At 71.8% G+C, this 16,417-nt stretch carries 15 protein-coding genes; 8 read left to right on the top strand and 7 right to left on the bottom strand.

Going from position 1 to position 16,417, the window contains the following annotated elements; all coding sequences use genetic code 11:
- The first annotated feature begins 72 nt into the window (after positions 1 to 72).
- Entirely contained in the window at positions 73 to 408 is a 336-nt protein-coding gene (locus Sru01_RS01500; RefSeq protein ID WP_203981971.1) for a hypothetical protein, read from the top strand.
- Between the two features lie 144 nt (positions 409 to 552).
- Here the strand turns inward: Sru01_RS01500 and Sru01_RS01495 are convergent, their stop codons facing one another.
- The 6 genes from Sru01_RS01495 to Sru01_RS01470 form a co-directional block, all read right to left on the bottom strand.
- Positions 553 to 1,041 carry a DnaJ family domain-containing protein gene (locus Sru01_RS01495; protein ID WP_203981970.1) on the bottom strand — a complete coding sequence of 163 codons (489 nt, stop codon included), beginning with the start codon at positions 1,039 to 1,041 and terminating at the stop codon, positions 553 to 555.
- A gap of 89 nt (positions 1,042 to 1,130) precedes the next feature.
- Positions 1,131 to 1,544, bottom strand: coding sequence for a PIN domain nuclease (locus Sru01_RS01490; RefSeq protein WP_203981969.1), 414 nt, complete (start codon positions 1,542 to 1,544; stop codon positions 1,131 to 1,133).
- Positions 1,474 to 1,788: a hypothetical protein gene (locus Sru01_RS01485; RefSeq protein ID WP_203981968.1), complete on the bottom strand. Its 315-nt coding sequence runs from the start codon at positions 1,786 to 1,788 to the stop codon at positions 1,474 to 1,476. The genes Sru01_RS01490 and Sru01_RS01485 overlap by 71 nt, the downstream gene beginning before the upstream one ends.
- A gap of 342 nt (positions 1,789 to 2,130) precedes the next feature.
- Positions 2,131 to 3,147, bottom strand: a complete 1,017-nt coding sequence (locus tag Sru01_RS01480) for a Clp protease N-terminal domain-containing protein (protein ID WP_239136722.1) — start codon at positions 3,145 to 3,147, stop codon at positions 2,131 to 2,133.
- Positions 3,148 to 3,391: 244 nt separating this feature from the next.
- On the bottom strand, positions 3,392 to 4,534 hold the full coding sequence (locus Sru01_RS01475; RefSeq protein WP_203981967.1) for a S1 family peptidase: 1,143 nt from the start codon (positions 4,532 to 4,534) through the stop codon (positions 3,392 to 3,394).
- 513 nt (positions 4,535 to 5,047) lie between these two features.
- On the bottom strand, positions 5,048 to 6,007 hold the full coding sequence (locus Sru01_RS01470; RefSeq protein ID WP_203981966.1) for a LysR family transcriptional regulator: 960 nt from the start codon (positions 6,005 to 6,007) through the stop codon (positions 5,048 to 5,050).
- Between the two features lie 246 nt (positions 6,008 to 6,253).
- Between Sru01_RS01470 and Sru01_RS01465 the strand changes: the two genes are divergently transcribed.
- Entirely contained in the window at positions 6,254 to 7,369 is a 1,116-nt protein-coding gene (locus Sru01_RS01465; RefSeq protein ID WP_203981965.1) for an NAD(P)H-dependent flavin oxidoreductase, read from the top strand.
- Between the two features lie 210 nt (positions 7,370 to 7,579).
- On the opposite strand, the gene Sru01_RS01460 is transcribed toward Sru01_RS01465, so the two are convergent.
- Positions 7,580 to 8,395: a crotonase/enoyl-CoA hydratase family protein gene (locus tag Sru01_RS01460; protein WP_203981964.1), complete on the bottom strand. Its 816-nt coding sequence runs from the start codon at positions 8,393 to 8,395 to the stop codon at positions 7,580 to 7,582.
- A 219-nt stretch (positions 8,396 to 8,614) separates the two neighbouring features.
- Here Sru01_RS01460 and Sru01_RS01455 point away from each other — a divergent pair, with 219 nt between their 5' ends.
- From Sru01_RS01455 to Sru01_RS01430, 6 genes are all read left to right on the top strand, one after another.
- On the top strand, positions 8,615 to 10,159 hold the full coding sequence (locus tag Sru01_RS01455) for an acyl-CoA synthetase (RefSeq protein ID WP_203981963.1): 1,545 nt from the start codon (positions 8,615 to 8,617) through the stop codon (positions 10,157 to 10,159).
- Positions 10,149 to 11,069 carry a Zn-ribbon domain-containing OB-fold protein gene (locus Sru01_RS01450; RefSeq protein ID WP_203981962.1) on the top strand — a complete coding sequence of 307 codons (921 nt, stop codon included), beginning with the start codon at positions 10,149 to 10,151 and terminating at the stop codon, positions 11,067 to 11,069. Before Sru01_RS01455 ends, Sru01_RS01450 begins: the two co-directional genes overlap by 11 nt.
- Positions 11,070 to 11,111: 42 nt before the next feature.
- Positions 11,112 to 12,131: a thiolase family protein gene (locus tag Sru01_RS01445; RefSeq protein ID WP_203981961.1), complete on the top strand. Its 1,020-nt coding sequence runs from the start codon at positions 11,112 to 11,114 to the stop codon at positions 12,129 to 12,131.
- A gap of 2 nt (positions 12,132 to 12,133) precedes the next feature.
- Positions 12,134 to 13,282, top strand: a complete 1,149-nt coding sequence (locus tag Sru01_RS01440; RefSeq protein ID WP_203981960.1) for a thiolase family protein — start codon at positions 12,134 to 12,136, stop codon at positions 13,280 to 13,282.
- 18 nt (positions 13,283 to 13,300) lie between these two features.
- Complete coding sequence (locus tag Sru01_RS01435; RefSeq protein WP_203981959.1) at positions 13,301 to 14,887, top strand: acyl-CoA synthetase; 1,587 nt, start codon at positions 13,301 to 13,303, stop codon at positions 14,885 to 14,887.
- Positions 14,888 to 15,142: 255 nt separating this feature from the next.
- Positions 15,143 to 16,411 (top strand): ATP-binding protein, encoded by a 1,269-nt coding sequence (locus tag Sru01_RS01430; RefSeq protein WP_203981958.1) that lies wholly within the window; start codon positions 15,143 to 15,145, stop codon positions 16,409 to 16,411.
- Positions 16,412 to 16,417: the final 6 nt, after the last annotated feature.

Raw genomic sequence — 16,417 nt, 5'->3', positions numbered from 1 at the left:
CCGGCGATGTCCGCCGGGCCTTCCTCGATTGGGTGCCGGAAGGGTGACTCTTGTCAATATTCGCTGTAAAAGATGACCGAAAGTGAGGAATTGGCGGCACGTGCGCGATGGCGGCTGGCGCCCTCGGCGGGAGATCGGTGCGCAGGGCGCGGTGCGGCCCGCTGGATCCGGCCGCTGCCTGCGCGTCTCACCGATCACGACGATCGCGGTGCCGCCGTCCAGGGTCTTCCGGCGGCCAAGTCGATCTTCTCTGGGTGGACCGGCGCGGAGGCCTTCGGTGCGACCGTCGCCGGCGTGCCCTGGCCCGTCTACCGGCGCGAAGAGCCGCCCGTCACCCTGAACCTCTATTTCGTCTCCGAAATCGGCCACCCCTATGAAGCCGCCGGCCGCCCGGAGAATCCGACATAATGCGCATTCCGGTCGTCGGCCCCGATAGTGGGTGGTCTCCCGGCCCCCGCATCGGGTCGCCGGTGGCGATGGAGACCGGCGGCCCTGCCGGAGTCGAGGGCCGGCCCGATCCGGCGACGGCCGATCAGGAGTGGACCGCGCCCGTCAACGGTCCTTGCGCCGGAGCCGCTGGAACAGGGAACGACCGCCGCGCGGCGGTTCGGGGGCGGACTCTCGCGCGGCGGCGTCCAGCGGCGGATGCCGGGCCCGCCACGCGCTGATGATCTCGTCCACGTCGATGATCGGCTGGAACAGCGGAGGGCCGGACAGCGGCCTGCGGTGGCTCTGCCGGATCTCCTCGTTGAGGCTCTCGATGATCCGGCGCGCCTCGGACTCCGTCCGCGCGTCGAGCGCCGCCGCCCGCGACTCCTCGGCGGCCTTGCGCAGCGCGAGCGTTCCCGGCAGCGGGAACGAGAGGTTCTCCGCGTCGAGCTTCTGCTTGATCCACCACATCTCGTCATGCGGCTTGCCCTGGTCGGGAAGGGGCTTGCCGGCGCCGGGCAGGTCGTCGAACTCGCCGCGTTCGGTGGCCTCGCGGATCTGCCGGTCGATCCACGTCTCGAAGCCGACCCCGGCCGGCTTGCGCTCCGTCACCCTGCCTCACCCCCGAGATCGAAGCCAAGCTCGTCTTCGAGGATAACCACACATGGCGGCGATCAAGGTGCCGAGGACCGGGCCAGGGATCAGTTCAACGAACCTGGTGCCGCAAGCCACTGGGCGGGTTGCCCGGTCACTGCGGCGATGGTGGCGACGTCGCGGTCATAGTGCGAGACGGTCAGGTTTCTCAGCTCCGCGGTCGCGGCGACCAGCAGGTCGACCGGACTCGCGCAGCGGTGCCGGCCCGAACCGAGCAATAACTGCTGTATCTGCGCTGCGCGATCGTAGACGCGATCGGGGATGAAGGTCCAACAGAACATCTCGTCGAAGAGCCGGGATAGTTCCTGGTACTCGCGGCTGGATCTCACACCGAAAATCATCTCAAGCTCGACGATCGGGCAGAGATGGATGATCTTGGCTTTCGCCTGATCATGCCAGCTCTTCCGAACCGCCGGTGTGCGCATCATTCGCCACAGCGCACTCGTGTCGATCAGGAACACGGCGGCCGCCGCGGTACGCGCTCTTGTCGGACATCCAGTCCCAGATTCCCGACTCGGCGATCTCGGCCAGGCGATTCCAAGCGTGCTCGAAAGCCGCGTCCGATGGCGATGGTGAGGCCCCCGGCTGCCGCTCGGCGACGGCGAGCAGTGCCGCGTCCACAGTCTCTCGTGCCGAGGCGGTGCCCAGCACGTCTGCGGCCGCCGCAAGTGCCTCGCGATCGATGTTCACGTTGATCTCCGTCACTCCATGCCTCCAGGATGGGCGACCTGTTCGCAAGTGTATCCATCCGAAGCGTGCCTGAGTAGTCACGCTTCGAAGCGACTATCGTCATGGTCGCGCAGCGTAATGTAGCAGTCACATTTCGGCAAACGGTCAGGGCGATCGGCGAGATGATGGTCCTGATGACTCCAGCCGCCGCCGCTTCGATCGATGCTCAAGGGATCCCGGTGCTCGACGGGGGTGGGCACGCGGGGGCGGCGGTGGTGGTGGGGGCGGCGGTCCAGAGCCAGGTGGTGAGGAAGGCGGTGGCGACGAGAAGGGGGAGGGGGCGGCCGGCCTGCCGGCCGCCCCGGGTGGTGCGCACGGTCAGTTCTCGGACGGCGGGGTGAGGCGGGCCTCCAGCCGGTCGATCCGCTCGACCAGCGGCCTGAGCTGCCGGTCGATCGCGGCGGTGAGCAGTCGCATGGGGTCGCCGCCGGGCCGGGCGGCGCCGGTGACGTCGCCCATGGGCGTGCCGGGGTCGGCCGGGGGCGGGACGGGCGGCGTGGCGGCCGCGGTCTGGGCGCGGAGGTGGACGTAGCCGGCCAGCGCGGCGGCCACCGCCCGCCGGGTGAGGCGCGGCTCGGCGCCGAGCGCGCGCAGCACGTGGCCGGCCCGGCCGTCCGGCTCGGCGACCAGGCCGAGCAGCAGGTGCTCGCAGCCCACGTAGTTGTGTCCGAGCGCGGTGGCCTCGGTGACGGCCAGCTCCAGCGCGGCGGCGGCCGGGCCGTCGAAGTGCCGGGCCGTCCCGGATTCCGCACCCGCGGTCGCGCCTGATGTCTCCTCGGCGGCCGGAGAGTCGCCAGGGCGGCCGCCCGCGGTGTCATCGCCAGGGCCGGGGGCTCCGGAGGCGCCGGGGGTGGCGGATTCCGGGGCGCCGGGTCCGGTGGCGGGCTTGGTGGCAGGTTCCGGGGAAGAGGCGCCGGCAGGGCCGGCAGGTCCGGCGTGGGGTACGGTGCCGGCGGGCTGGGGGGCCGGGGTGCGGGTCAGGCCGCGGGTCACCTGGGCGGGGTCGATCTCCAGGGCCTGCAGCACCTGGAGAGCCAGGTTGCCGCCCTCGGCGAGCATGCCGCCCAGCAGGTGCTCGGTGCCGACGTGGCCGGCGCCGGCCGTCCGGGCCTGGTCGACGGCCAGCTTGATGACGTCGCGCGCCCGGGCGGTGAAGTGGGTGAGGCGGGCCGTGGGGTCGTCGGCCGCCAGGTCGCCGAGGGTGGTCTCCCGGATGGCGGTGACCCGGCGGACGGCGAGTTCCAGCGCTCGCTGGCAGACGGCCGACACCGGCACGCCGGCCTCCTTGACCGCCTCGGCCAGCTCGTCCGGCAGGTAGACGTTGATCTTCGGCATCACGCCGCACCTCGTTCGAGTGGATGGGGTTAGCTACGGGTTACATCAGAAGTATGACCCCATCGGGGTTAGCTGTCCACCGTGAATCGGGGTTACACGGACACCTTCGAGATGGCGCGGGGCGGCCAGGGCGGTGGTGCCGGAGGCGGGCACGACGAAAGGCGCCGCCGTCCCAGTGTGGGACGGCGGCGCCGGGCCGAGAGAGGTCGGCCGATGGAAGCCGGTCAGGGCCGGCCCGGGAGGGTCAGCCGGTGACCAGGGTCAGGCCGTAGGTCGAGAGGATCTCGTTGACCGGCTGGAAGAAGGTGGTGCCGCCGTAGGTGCAGTTGCCGGAGCCGCCGGAGGTGACGCCCTGCGCCTGGTTGCCGGAGATGTAGGAGCCGCCGGAGTCGCCGGGCTCGGCGCAGACGTTGGTGCGGGTCACCTGGTAGACCGTGCCCTGCGAGTAGGTGACGCTGGTGTTCAGCTGCTGGACGGTACCGCAGTGCCAGCCGGTGGTGGAGCCGGAGCGGCAGATGGAGGAGCCGACGCCGGCCACCGACGAGCCGCGCACGATCACGTTGCTACTGCCGGAGCGCACCCACGGCTGGGGGGTCCAGCTGCTGTTGACCGCGACCCACGAGTAGTCGTTGGTCGGGAACGACGAGCCCTGGAAGGTGCCCTGCGCCACCCGGTTGTAGCCGGTGGTGGTGCTGCCGGCCCGGCCGCAGTGGCCGGCGCTGACGAAGCCCGGGGTGGAGCCGCGCCGTACCGAGAAGCCGATGGAGCAGCGGGCCGAGTTGTTGATGTAGTAGGCGTCGCCGCCGCGCAGGTCGTAGAACGTCTGCGGCCGCTCGCTGGTCTGCTCGACCCGGACCATGGACTTGTCCACCCCGGCGGCGGCGGCGAAGGCCTCGGCCTCGGCCGGCTGCGAGCTCTGCAGGACGACGCTGTTGGTGCGCACGTCGACGAACCAGACCGGGGTGGAGGCGGGCGCCTTGGCCCCGTCCAGCGCGGCCTTCGCGGACTCCAGCGCGGCCAGGCTGTGCCCGACGACCTTGGTCTGCACGCCGGGGGAGCTGACCGAGGAGGCGGCGGCCGCGTCGGTGGTCGCGACGGTCAGCGTGGCGGAGGTGGGCCCGCTGAGCCAGGAGCCCGCGTAGGCGTCGCCCAGGCTGTCGCGCACCTTGGTCTCGACACCGGACAGCCGGGCCTCGTTGAGCAGCCGGCTCTCGGCCTGCTCCTTGGTGATCCCGAGGTCGCGGCTCATCGCGTCGATCATCGCGGGGGCCGGCCGGTCCGCGGCGGGCGCCGCCGCGTCCCGGTCGGCGAGCGCGGGGGCGGCGGTGGCGGTGAGGGCGGTGATGACCAGGGCGCAGCCGGCGGTAACCGTGCGTCTGCGGAGCATTGGCTCTCCTTGTGTGGGGGGTGCCGTCACCGTAACCGCGTTCACGTCAGGCGCGGAGCTATCGTTTCGCCCCTATCGCGGCGTTATGGAAGTCGTCCGGACCTGAAGGGAACCGCCGGCGGCACGGCGCGTGACGGCATGGGGCCACCTGGCCGGCCGGTGATCGAGCGGCAACGCACGGCGGCGCCGCCGTCCGGGGGGACGGCGGCGCCGCGCGGCGGAGCCGGGCGGCCGGGGGGTGTGTGGCGGGCCGCCCGTTCGGGTCCGTCGGCTCGCCGCGGGCCAAGGGGGGAGGGTGGCCCGGACGCGCCTGAGCGGTGGTGGACATGATCGGCGGCCCGGAGTGGCCACCGTGGAGCGGTCGTTTCCTCCCGTCCGCCGGGAGTTGCGATCACCGTAGCCGGGCGACCGCCGGTCGCGGAGCTACTGTTTTCTCCCTATCGCCGGATTATGGAAGGGCCGTGCCGGAGAGTCGGGGGTGGCCTCGGGGCTCACGGAGGCCGCGCGGAACCGTCAGAGCAGCCGGCCGAAGTGCGGGTTGGCGGCCAGCCAGTCGGCGTAGCGGGAACTGCGGCGCACCGCGTCGGCGTGCGCCTGCCTGGCGAGGTCGATGATCGGGCCCGCGGTGCGGGCGGCGGGCGAGTCGGTGTGCCAGCCGAGTACGTGCCGCCAGCGCAGCGGCGCGCCGGCGATCGGCATCATCACCAGGTCCGCGGACAGCTCGAACGTGGCCTGGCAGAGCGCGACCGCCTGACCGGCCTTCACCAGGTGCATGCCGGTGCCGACGTCGCTCTCGAAGATGGACTTGGGGACGAACCCCGCCCGCGCGCAGGCGCCGGCGAAGCAGTCGGCGAAGCAGCCGTCGCCGGGGGCGACCGCCCAGCTCTCGGTGGCCAGGGCGGCCAGGTCCAGTTCCTTCTCGCCGGCCAGCGGATGGCTCTGGGCCAGCAGGACGAACACCGGGTCGGTGCCGACGGTGGTCCAGGTCATCGCCTCGGCGGCCGGTGGCGGGCTGTCCCCGCAGGTGCCCACCAGGGTGAAGTCCAGCCGTCCGGCGCTCACCATCGTGGTGAGTTCACGGGCCGACCAGGAGGTGCGGGTGCTCACCGGGGTGCCGGGGCGGGTGGCGGTGAGCCGGGCGACCAGCCCGCCGAGGATGGGGCCGTGGGTGGCGCCGATCCGGAATCCGGGGATCCCTTCATCGGTGTTGGCGAACCGGACGGCGTCCTCCTGCAGTTCCCGGACGGCGGGCAGGAGCACGAGCGCCCGGGTGAGGACGAGCTCGCCTAAGGGGGTGGGGCGAGCGCCGTTGCGGTCCCGCTCGAAGAGGGTGCCTCCGAGCGTTCGTTCGATCCTTTTGAGCTGCGCGGTCAGCGATGGCTGGGCCAGCCCGAGCTGGGTGGCCGCCTTGGTGACGCTCCCGGCCTCGGCGACCGCGCGCACGATCTTGAGGTGACGGAGCTCCAGATCCATACCGGGAAGGTACGGCTCCTGTGTTATGCCCGCAATGCCGTTATGTCATGAAAGTTTACAGTTCTTTGTTGGATCATGTTGAACGCCGGGCCCCCGCCATCCGTACCGGTGAGCTGGGCGGATGACTGGAACGTGTTCTTTCGTGCCGGGTTTCGGACATCGGCTGCGGTTACCGGCTGGTAGGTTGCCAGAACTCGTTACTAGAACACGTTGCAGTTAGCCCGGAGCTGATCGTAGATTCAGGCCATGCGGACACGTGTCACCGACATGTTCGGGATCGAGCTGCCCATTTTCGCCTTCAGCCACTGCCGCGACGTCGTCGCCGCGGTGAGCCGCGCCGGGGGCATGGGCGTCCTCGGCGCCCTCTATTTCACCCCCGACGAGCTCGAGACCGAGCTGAGGTGGATCGACGAGCACGTCGACGGCCGCCCGTACGGCGTGGACGTGGTCATGCCCGCCTCCTACGCCGGTGCCGACCTCGGGGTGGACACCCCCGAGGACCTCGTCGCCCGGCTGCAGGGCATGATCCCCGACGGGCACCGCCGGTTCGTGGAGAACCTGCTCGCCGAGCATGGGGTGCCGCCGCTGTCCGGCGACGCGGACGCCGGCCGGGTGCTGCTCGGCTGGACCGACGCCACCGCCCGCCCCCAGGTCGAGACGGCGCTGAAGCACCCCATCGCGCTGCTGGCCAACGCGCTCGGCCCGCCGCCCGCCGACGTCGTCGAGCTGGCGCACGCCAAGGGCGTCAAGGTCGCGGCGCTCGCCTCCACCCCGCGGCACGCGGTCAAGCAGGTCGAGGTCGGGGTGGACGTGGTGGTGGCCCAGGGCACCGAGGCGGGCGGGCACACCGGCGACATCTCCACCATGGTGCTGATCCCGCAGGTGGTGGACGCGGTGGACGTGCCGGTGCTGGCCGCCGGCGGCATCGGCTCGGGCCGGCAGATGGCCGCCGGCATGGCGCTGGGCGCCGAAGGCGTGTGGACCGGCTCGCTGTGGCTCACCGTCGAGGAGGCCGACACCCCCGAGCTCGCCCGGCAGAAGATCCTCGCCGCCACCTCCCGGGACACCGTCCGCTCCCGATCGTGGACCGGCAAGCCCGCCCGGCTGCTGCGCAACGAGTGGACCGAGGCGTGGGAGGCGGCCGACTCGCCCGGCACGCTGCCGATGCCGCTGCAGTTCATGCTGATCTCCGACGCGCTGCGCCGGATCGGCCGCTCGGACGCGAGCGAGCTGGCGACGTTCCCCGCCGGCCAGATCATCGGGGCGATGAACCAGGTCAAGTCGGTACGCGACGTCGTCTTCGACCTGGTCCAGGAGTACGTCGAAGCCGTGGAGCGCCTGGACCGCCTCACCGGCGACTGACCGCGCTCAGCCCGCCTGGCGCGGCCCGGTCGCCACGACCACCGGGAAGGTGTTCACGGCATGGTCGACGCGCGCCCGGAGCCTGCGGGGTACCTCGTCCACCAGCGTGTTCCGTCCTGATGTGAATTCCGCAGCCCTTCTGTTGACAATTCCGCCATCAAGATCTTGAGAAGAACGCATGAACCCTGTTGGGAAGGTTGCAGATCTTGGTCATTCGCCGCGGTAGACGGGCGGGCGCTTGTCGCGGAAGGCGCGGGCGCCCTCCTTGGCGTCCTGCGAGCCGATCACCGGCCAGCCGATCGCGTCGGCGACCTTGAGCGCCTCCGCCTCCGGCAGCCCGATGGTCTCGCGGTAGGCGCGCAGGATCGCCTGGACGGCCAGCGGCCCGCACGCCGCGACCTGCCCGGCCAGCTCCAGCGCGGCGGCCAGCGCCTGCCCGTCCGGGACCACCCGGTTGACCATGCCCATGGCCAGGGCCTCGGCGGCGGTGATCGGCCGCCCGGTGAGCAGCACGTCCATGGCGAACGCGTACGGGATCTGCCGGGGCAGCCGGATCGCGCTGCCGCCCATGGGGAACAGCGCGCGGCGCGCCTCGAACAGGCCGAGTGTGGCCGACTCGGCGGCCACCCGCAGGTCGGTGCCGACCAGCAGCTCGGTGCCACCGGCCACCGCGTACCCCTCGACCGCGCAGACGATGGGCTTGGCGGGCAGCGCGTCCACGTCGCGCAGCAGGCCCTTCCAGTGGTAGTCGGTGATCGCCGCCGCCCGCTCCCGCACCCGCGGGTCCGCCGACGGCGCGCCCATCGCCTTCAGGTCGGCGCCGGCGCAAAACGTCCCGCCGGCGCCGGTCAGCACGCCGACCCGCACCTCCGGCTCGGCGGATATGTACGCCCAGGCGTCGGCCAGCCCGACCAGCATGTCGGTGGACAGCGCGTTGCGCGCCTCCGGGCGGTCCATCGTGACGACCACGATGTGGCCGTCCCGCTCCACCCGGCAGTGCGGGGTGCTGATCGGCAGGAGATCCATCCGGCGGGCCTTCCTCGCGCGGGCGCGCCCCGCGGATCACATGCTTGTCCGCCGGACGCGCGCCGGGTTAGTCTGCGGCAAGAAACTAGAACAGATTCTTGTTCGTCACGCCCGATCCCGCCAGACCTTGCCGGAGCACCGAGAACGTGCTCTACCTTCATGGTGGGTTCCGGGGTGACGTGTCGGCACGACGGCGGGGACGGACAAGGGAGTTCCGGCATGGGCTCGCTCGGTTTCTGGAGGCTCGCGCAGGCGGATCCCGGCTGGGTCGCCGCCGTCGACCCGGACGGCACCCGGCATACCGCCGGGGCGCTGCTCGCCCGGGCGAACCGGGTGGTGCACGGCCTGCGCGCCCTCGGCCTGCGGCCCGGCGACGGGCTGTGCGGGCTGGTGCCGAACGGCACCGACGGCCTGGTGCTCTACCTGGCCGCCCTGCAGGCCGGCTGGTACTACACCCCGGTCAACTGGCACCTCACCGGCCCGGAGATCGCCTACATCCTGGCCGACAGCGAGGCGCGGGCGTTCTTCGCGCACGAGCGATACGCGGCCGAGGCGGCCCGGGCGGCGGACGCGGTGCCGCCCGACCGGCGGTTCGCGTTCGGCGCGGTGCCCGGGTTCCGCCCGGTGGCCGAGCTGACCGAGGGCATGCCGGACGGCCCGCCGGACGGGCGGACGGCCGGCGCCACCATGCACTACACCTCGGGCACCACCGGCCGGCCCAAGGGGGTGCGCCGCCCGCTCAGCGGCCTGGACCCCGACGACGCCGCCGAGCTCATGACGTTCCTGCTCGCCATCTTCGGCGTCACCCCCGGCCGGCCGAACGTCCACCTGGTCACCTCGCCGAGCTACCACACCGCGGTCACCCAGTTCGGCGGCACCGCCCTGCAGATGGGCCACACCCTGGTCTACATGGACCGGTGGGACGCCGAGGACATGCTGCGGCTGTGCGCCGAGCACCGCGTCACCAACTCGCACCTGGTGCCCACCCACTTCAAGCGGCTGCTGTCGCTGCCGGAGGAGACGCGGCACAAGTACGACCTGTCGTCGCTGCGCTGGATGATCCACGCGGCGGCGCCCTGCCCGGTGCCGGTCAAGCGGGCCATGCTCGACTGGTGGGGCGACTGCGTCTACGAGTACTACGCGGCCACCGAGGGCGGCGGCACCATCGCCACCCCGCAGGACTGGCGCGCGCACCCCGGCACGGTCGGCCGCCCGTGGCCGATCAGCGAGGTGCTGGTCGTGGACGACGACGGCGAACCGGTGCCGCCCGGCACCCCGGGCACCGTCTACATGAAGATGGCCGGCCAGCGGTTCGAGTACAAGGGCGACCCGGCCAAGACCGCGGCCGGCCGGCTGCGCGACCACTTCACCGTCGGCGACATCGGCTACCTGGATGAGGAAGGTTTTCTCTACCTCTGCGACCGCAAGGCCGATATGATCATCTCCGGCGGGACGAACATCTACCCGGCCGAGATCGAGAACGAGCTGATGGTCCACCCGAAGGTGGCGGACGTCGCCGTCTTCGGCGTCCCCGACGAGGAATGGGGCGAGCAGATAAAGGCCGTCGTGCAGCCCGCGGCCGGCTGCGCGCCCTGCCCGGAGCTGGCCGCCGAGCTGCTGGCCTCGCTGGAGGGGCGGCTGGCCCGGATGAAGTGGCCGCGCACGGTCGACTTCATCGACGAGATGCCCCGCGAGCCTAACGGCAAGCTGCTGAAACGCCGGCTGCGCGACCCCTACTGGGAGGGCCACGACCGTGCCATCTGATCCCTCGCCGGACGCCGCCGCGCTGGTCGCCGAGCACGTGCTGGAGTTCCCCGGCGGCTACACCCGCACCACCGGGCCGGTCATCGGGCGCTTCCTCACCGAGCTGCGCGACCGGCGGATCGTCGGGGTGCGCACCGCGTCCGGCCGGGTGCTGGTGCCGCCGCTGGAGTACGACCCGGACACCGGCGAGCCGGTCACCGGGGAGTTCCCCGAGGTCGGGCCGGCCGGCACCGTGCAGAGCTGGGCCTGGGTGAGCGCGCCGCGCCCCGGCCACCCGCTGGACCGGCCGTTCGCCTGGGCGCTGGTCCGGCTGGACGGCGCCGACACCGCGCTGGTACACGCCGTGGACGCCGGCACGGTGAAGGCGATGCGCCCGGGCCTGCGGGTGCGGCCCCGGTGGCGCCCGGACGGCGAGCGCACCGGGCACGTCACCGACATCGCCTGCTTCGTCCCCGAGGTCACCACCATGGCGGCGCCGGTGCGCGCCGCCTACCGGGTGCGGCCCGGCCGGTCGCTGGCCCGCTTCCTGGAAGGCGTCCGCGACGGCGTCTTCCTCGGCGGGCGCTGCCCGGAGTGCGACAAGGTGTACGTGCCGTACCGCACGTCCTGCCCGGCGTGCGGCTCGGTCATCGAGGAGGAGGTGACGCTGCCGGACACCGGCACCGTCACCACGTTCGCCATCAACAACCTGCCCGACCCGCGCGCCCCGCAGGTGCCGTTCGTGTCGGCCTACATCATGCTCGACGGCGCGGACGTGCCGATGATCGCGCTGCTGGGCGACGTCCCGGCGCACGAGGTGCGCCAGGGCATGCGGGTGCGGGCCGTCTGGCTGCCGCCGGAGGAGCGCACCCTGTCGATGACCGCCGTCCGATGGTTCGCGCCCACCGGCGAGCCGGACGCCGAGCTGTGATGCCGAGCGGTGGACGCGGAGTCGTGATGGGGAGGAGCGCACGTGCGTGAGGTAGCGGTGGTCGCCTTCGCCCAGACCCGGCACACCGGCCACGACGAAGGGCTGAGCGAGCCGGAGATGCTCCTGCCGGTGCTCGGCGAGGTCAAGGAGCGCACCGGGCTGGCCCGCTTCGGGTTCACCTGCTCGGGCAGCTGCGACTACCTGGCCGGGGCGCCGTTCTCGTTCGTCTCCGCGCTGGACGCCGTCGGCGCCTGGCCGCCCATCTCCGAGAGCCACGTGGAGATGGACGCCGCGTGGGCGCTGCATGAGGCGTGGGTGCGGCTGCAGCACGGCGACGTGGACACCGCGCTGGTGTACGGCTTCGGCAAGTCCAGCCTGGGCGACCTGCGGGAGATCATGACCCTGCAGCTCGACCCGTACTACCTGGCGCCGCTCGGCCTGGACCAGGTGTCGTTCGCCGCGCTGCAGGCGAGCGCGCTCGGCGCGGACGAGGCCCGGCTGCGCGAGATCGTCCGCCGCAGCCGCGCCGCCGGCCGGGCCAACCCCTGCGCGCTGGACCTGCCCGACCCGGGCGAGGAGGAGTACGAGGTGGCGCCGCTGCGCCCGTCCGACATCGCGCCGATCACCGACGGCGCCGCGGCGGTGGTGCTGGCCGCCGGTGACCTGGCCCGGGAGCTGGCCGAACGCCCCGCGTGGATCTCGGGCATCGCGCACCGCATAGAGCCGCACTACCTGGGTATGCGAGATCTTGCCCGGTCGGCCTCCGCCGCCGACGCCGCACGAGCGGCGGGGGCCGGCAAGGGTCACCTCGACGTGGCCGAGCTGCACGCGCAGTTCAGCCACGAGGAGATCATCCTCGCCGACGCCCTCGGCCTGTCGCCGGACACGGTGGTCAACCCCTCCGGCGGGCCGCTCGCCGCCAATCCCGTGATGGCCACCGGGCTGATCCGCATCGGCGAGGCCGCCCGGCGCGTCATGGACGGCACCGCGACCCGCGTCCTCGGGCACGCCGCCGCCGGGCCGTGCCTCCAGCAGAACCTCGTCGCCGTGATGGAGGCCTGACCATGGGCGAACGCTGCGCCGTCATCGGGGTCGGCCAGACCAGGTACCAGACCCGGCGCCGGGACGTGTCGATCGCCGGCCTGGTCCGTGAGGCCGCGCTGCGCGCCCTGGACGACGCCGGGCTGACGTTCGGCGACATCGACGCGGTGGTGCTCGGCAAGGCCCCCGACCTGTTCGAGGGCGTCATGATGCCCGAGGCCTACCTGGCCGACGCGCTCGGCGCGGCCGGCAAGCCGGTGACCCGGGTGCACACCGCGGGCAGCGTGGGCGGCTCCACCGCGCTGGTCGGCGCCTCACTGATCCAGTCCGGGGTGCACGAGCGGGTGCTGGTGGTCGCCTTCGAGAAGCAGTCGGAGTCCAACGCCACCTGGGCGCTGTCCACCCACCTGCCGTTCACCGCCTCGCTGGTCGTCGGGGCCGGCGGCTACTTCGCCCCGCACATCCGCGAGTACATCCGCCGCTCCGGCGCACCTGATCACATCGGCACCCTGGTGGCGGTCAAGGACCGGCGCAACGCGCTGAAGAACCCGTACGCGCACCTGCGCATCCCCGGCATCACCCGCGAGCTGGTCGAGGCGACGCCGATGCTGTGGGAGCCGATCCGCTACCTGGAGACCTGCCCGTCCTCCGACGGTGCCTGCGCGATGGTGCTGGCCGCCGAGCACAAGGTGACCGGCACCCCCGCCTGGGTGCACGGCGCCGCGATGCGCTCGGAACCGATCTTCCGGGCCGGCCGCGACATGGTGGACCCGCGGGGCGGCCGGGACTGCGCCGCCGACGTCTACCGCCAGGCCGGCGTCACCGACCCGCGCCGCGAGATCGACGTCGCCGAGGTGTACGTCCCGTTCTCCTGGTACGAGCCGATGTGGCTGGAGAACCTGGGTTTCGCCGGCGCCGGCGAGGGGTGGAAGCTCACCGAGGCCGGCGCCACCGCGCTGGACGGCGACATCCCGTGGAACGCCTCCGGCGGCGTGCTCAGCGCCAACCCGATCGGCGCGTCCGGGCTCATCCGGTTCGCCGAGGCGGCGCAGCAGGTGCGCGGGCTGGCCGGCGAGCACCAGGTGGACGGCGCGCGGCGCGCCCTCGGCCACGCTTACGGCGGTGGCGCGCAGTTCTTCGCGATGTGGATGGTCGGCAGCGACCGGCCGTAGCTCCCCCAGGAGGGCCCGATGGAGTTCAACCACGCCGACCTGTTCGAGGGCGTGGCCGACGCGATCGGCGACCGGACCGCGGTGGTGTGCGGCGACCGGCGGCTGACCTACGCCGAGCTGGACGCCGAGGCCAACCGGCTCGCGCACTTCCTCACCGAGCGCGGCGTGCGGCCGGGCGAGCACGTCGGCATGCAGCTGTACAACGGCGTCGAGTACGTGGCCGCGCTGCTCGCCACCCTCAAGATCAGGGCGGTGCCGGTCAACGTGAACTACCGGTACGTCGCCGCCGAGCTGCGCTACCTGTACACCGACTCCGGCATCGTGGCCCTGCTGTACGACACCGAGTTCGACGAGCGGGTGGCCGCCACCGCGCCGGAGTGCCCGAAGCTGACCACCCTGGTGGTGACCGGCGGCACGTCCAAGGTGACCGGCGCGGTGCCGTACGACCAGGCGGTGGCCGGGCGGCCGTCCGGGCGGGACGGCCTGCCGGAGCGGTCCGGCGACGATCTCTACATCATCTACACCGGCGGCACCACCGGCATGCCCAAGGGCGTCATGTGGCGCACTCGGGACCTGTTCATGGCGTTCGGCGGCGGCAACCCCTACGGCGAGCCGCACAAGGAGCCGCGGCAGGTCGTCGAGACGGCGGCGGCCGGCGGCCCGTTCGTCATGATGCCCGCCGCGCCGCTGATGCACGGCGCCGCGCAGATGGGCACCTTCATCACCTGGTGGCTGGGCGGCACCGTCGCCTACACCCGCAGGTTCGACCCCGCCGACGTGCTGCGCACCGTCGAGCGGGAGAAGGTGCTCAGCGTCAACCTCACCGGTGACGCGATGGCCCGGCCGCTCGCCGAGGAGATCGCCGCCGGCGGCTACGACCTGTCGTCGCTGATGGTGCTCAGCTCGACCGGGGCCATCCTGAGCGGCGCGGTCCGCGAGCGCTTACAGGAGCTGCTGCCCAATGTGATGATCATGGACAGCTTCGGCTCCACCGAGTCCGGCTACACCGCCTCCGCCGTGGCCGGATCGTCCCCGGAGTCCGGGCTGAAGTACCAGCCCAACGCCACCGCGACCCTCGCGGTGCTGGACGACGCGCTGGAGCCGGTCGTCCCCGGCTCGGGGGTGATGGGGACCATCGCCAAGAGCGGCGACATCGCCTTCGGGTACTACAACGACCCGGACAAGACCGCCGCCACCTTCGTCACCGACGCGCGCGGCACCCGGTGGCTGCTCACCGGCGACCTCGCGCAGGTGGAGGCGGACGGGACGATCCGGGTGTTCGGCCGCGGCTCGCAGTGCGTCAACACCGGCGGCGAGAAGGTCTTCCCCGAGGAGGTCGAGGCGGTGCTCAAGGGGCACCCGGCGGTGTTCGACGCGGTGGTCACCGGCGTCCCCGACGAGCGGTGGGGCGAGCGGGTCGCCGCCGTCGTCGAACCCCGCCCCGGCACCCGGCCCACCGCCGAGGAACTCGACGCGCACTGCCGGGAACGCCTGTCCGGCTACAAGGTGCCGCGTAGCTATGCCTTCGTCGACCGGATGGTCCGCACGCCGGCCGGCAAGGCCGACTACCGCTGGGCCCGCCACACCGCCACCACCATCGAGTGAGGGCGGGGACCCATATTTCATCTCGTCCGGTGCCCGCCGGTCGAGGACCCGGTTCATCGGGTGATCGGAGCGCACGGCGGGTCATCGTGATATCTGCGGATTCGCGTAGCCGCTGCGGCAGATCCACCATGAACACTCCGGCAGATCCACCACCAAGCGTCCGGCAGATCCACCACGACCCCTGCGGCAGATCCACCACGACCCGTCCGGCAGATCCACCACGGATCAGTTCGTGCGGCCGTAGAATCCCAGCTTATGGACGTTGACGAACTCGCCCTCTACCCGCGCCGGGCACGGGAGATGACTCGCGAAGCGCTGGCCGACACGCGGGTCGTGGTCGTCAACGGCGCCCGCCAGGTCGGGAAGAGCACATTGGCGCACGAGATCGCGACCGCCACGCCCGGTGCTCGCGAGTTGTACCTCGATGAGGCGGCGGTACGGGCGGCCGCCCGGCTGGATCCGGACGGCGTGGTCCATCACGAAGGGCTGCTGCTCATCGATGAGATCCAGCGTGTTCCCGAGCTGCTGCTGTCCATCAAGCGTGAGGTCGACCTGGACCCGCGTCCAGGTCGCTATCTGCTCACCGGTTCCGCTCGGCTGCTCGGGCTGCGGGACATTCCCGATTCTCTTCCCGGCCGCTCCGAGACGATCGAGTTGTGGCCGTTGTCGCAAGGCGAGATCGATCGCCGGCCCGACGGGTTCGTGGACTCGGTATTCCGGCATGGTCCTGACCTCAAGGTCCCGCAGTCTACGTTGCGCCGAGCGAACTACATCGAGCGGGCCATCCGTGGTGGCTATCCCGAAGCCGTCCACCGGTCGACGTTCCGCAGGCGTGCCCGATTCTTCGAATCGTACATTTCCGACCTGGTCCACCGCGATGTGCGACAGGTATCCGATATCGAGCGCCCGGCGGATATCCGCCGGCTGCTCAACGTCCTCGCCGGCCGGATGGGCGGCCTTGCGGTAATCGACAATCTCAGCAGCGATCTCGGTATCGCCCGGAGCACTATAAAAAGATACCTCGATCTACTTGAGCTGATTTATGTAATTCACCGGATCCCTGCCTGGTCATCCAACGCGACCACGCGGGCCGTCGCCACACCGAAGCTCATCATGGTGGACTCCGGCCTGGGAGCGCATCTTGCCGGCCTCACCCCTGGACGAGTGGCCGATGTCACCGCACCGGTCGGCCCTCTGGTGGAGAACTTCGCCCTGGGGGAGATCGAAAGGCAGCTCACCTGGGCCGAGGAGCCGGCCCGGCTGTACCACTATCGAGACCGCGACGGAATGGAGGTCGACGGCATACTCGAACGGGCCTCGGGGGAGATCGTCGGGATCGAGGTGAAAGCCGCGGAGACCGTTCGGGCCGAGGATTTCCGCGGCCTCCAACATCTGGCCCGGCGGCTGGGCGACCGGCTCATAGCCGGGTTCGTCCTCTATGCGGGGCGGCAGATCCTCCCCTTCGGGGAACGAATGCGAGCCCTGCCGTTGGCCGCGCTGTGGGAGGCCGATCCGTCGAGCTGATCTTCG

This window comes from Sphaerisporangium rufum, assembly GCF_016863395.1.
Lineage (GTDB): Bacteria > Actinomycetota > Actinomycetes > Streptosporangiales > Streptosporangiaceae > Sphaerisporangium > Sphaerisporangium rufum.
This window is presented reverse-complemented; position numbering and strand designations above follow the sequence as displayed.

Coding starts and splice junctions, on each gene's coding strand:
- Sru01_RS01460 (WP_203981964.1), bottom strand. CDS start 8,395: ATGGATCTCCTGCCGATCAGCACCCCGCACTGCCGGGTGGAGCGGGAC.
- Sru01_RS01465 (WP_203981965.1), top strand. CDS start 6,254: ATGCGGACACGTGTCACCGACATGTTCGGGATCGAGCTGCCCATTTTC.
- Sru01_RS01440 (WP_203981960.1), top strand. CDS start 12,134: ATGGGCGAACGCTGCGCCGTCATCGGGGTCGGCCAGACCAGGTACCAG.
- Sru01_RS01475 (WP_203981967.1), bottom strand. CDS start 4,534: ATGCTCCGCAGACGCACGGTTACCGCCGGCTGCGCCCTGGTCATCACC.
- Sru01_RS01480 (WP_239136722.1), bottom strand. CDS start 3,147: ATGCCGAAGATCAACGTCTACCTGCCGGACGAGCTGGCCGAGGCGGTC.
- Sru01_RS01500 (WP_203981971.1), top strand. CDS start 73: ATGACCGAAAGTGAGGAATTGGCGGCACGTGCGCGATGGCGGCTGGCG.
- Sru01_RS01430 (WP_203981958.1), top strand. CDS start 15,143: ATGGACGTTGACGAACTCGCCCTCTACCCGCGCCGGGCACGGGAGATG.
- Sru01_RS01455 (WP_203981963.1), top strand. CDS start 8,615: ATGGGCTCGCTCGGTTTCTGGAGGCTCGCGCAGGCGGATCCCGGCTGG.
- Sru01_RS01435 (WP_203981959.1), top strand. CDS start 13,301: ATGGAGTTCAACCACGCCGACCTGTTCGAGGGCGTGGCCGACGCGATC.
- Sru01_RS01470 (WP_203981966.1), bottom strand. CDS start 6,007: ATGGATCTGGAGCTCCGTCACCTCAAGATCGTGCGCGCGGTCGCCGAG.